At 40.2% G+C, this 996-nt stretch carries 1 protein-coding gene and 1 pseudogene; both read right to left on the bottom strand.

From position 1 onward, the window contains the following. The coding region (locus tag D7V32_RS17020) for a sulfate ABC transporter substrate-binding protein (protein ID WP_120403947.1) at positions 1-526 on the bottom strand (526 nt) is incomplete at its 3' end. A gap of 190 nt (positions 527-716) precedes the next feature. Then, positions 717-996, bottom strand: a pseudogene (locus D7V32_RS17025) (sulfate ABC transporter substrate-binding protein); the annotation flags it as partial.

The following is a 996-nucleotide window of genomic DNA, read 5'->3' on the forward strand; positions in this document are numbered from 1 at the left end:
CATTGCCGCCCGCTTGGTGTTTTGCCCAAGCCCAAGCGGCTAAGTAGTTCCATCGCGCGCCGCCAGAAGTTTTTGGATTTGGGGTAATAATGCCGACATTATTTTTGACTAAGTCGCCCCAGTCTTTAATGCCTTTGGGGTTTCCTTTACGTACCAGAAATACGATGGTGGATGTATATGGTGTAGAGTTGTTGGGAAATTTTTTCTGCCAGTCTTTAGGAATCAGATTTGAGTTTTCTGCAATGGCATCAATGTCTGCAGCCAGTGCTAAAGTCACGACATCGGCATCTAAGCCATCAATGACAGAGCGGGCTTGTTTGCCAGAGCCGCCATGAGACTGTTTAAAATTAATTTTTTGTCCTGTACGTGCTTCCCAGTATTTGCCAAAGTCTTTATTGACATCTTCATAGAATTCGCGTGTAGGATCGTAAGAGACATTTAAGAAATCTTTGGCTGCAGCGCCGAATGAAACAGCAGAAATTACGCTGGCCAATAGCCCGAGTTTCAACTTTGCTGAAAACTGCATAACAACCTCAATTTCTAAATGGTTTTAAATTGGATGCAGAATAACGCCATTCTTTATGCATAAAAAATAATAAAAAATGAATTTTATATGAATAAAAAAGATATAGGAGCGATTCATTATTTCTAAAGCAGTAAACGTAAAAAAAGGCTGGTTTTCCCAGCCTTTTTGAGCATGATAATCCACTTGGCTATTAGTTTACGGTATTTGTTTTTACGATCTGGTCGAACACGCCGCCATTATCAAAATGTTTTTTCTGTACTTTTGACCAGCCGCCAAATTCTTTATCAATCGTGACCAGTTTTAGCGGCTTAAATACAGATGTGTATTTGGCTGCAATTGCTGCATTTCTGGGACGATAGTAGTTTTTGGCTGCAATCGTTTGTCCTGCAGGAGAATATAAATAGTTCAAATATGCTTTGGCGAGGTTAAGGTTTCCGTCTTTTTGTGCATTCTTTTCGACAATTGCGACA

The organism is Acinetobacter tianfuensis, assembly GCF_003611465.1.
GTDB lineage: Bacteria > Pseudomonadota > Gammaproteobacteria > Pseudomonadales > Moraxellaceae > Acinetobacter > Acinetobacter tianfuensis.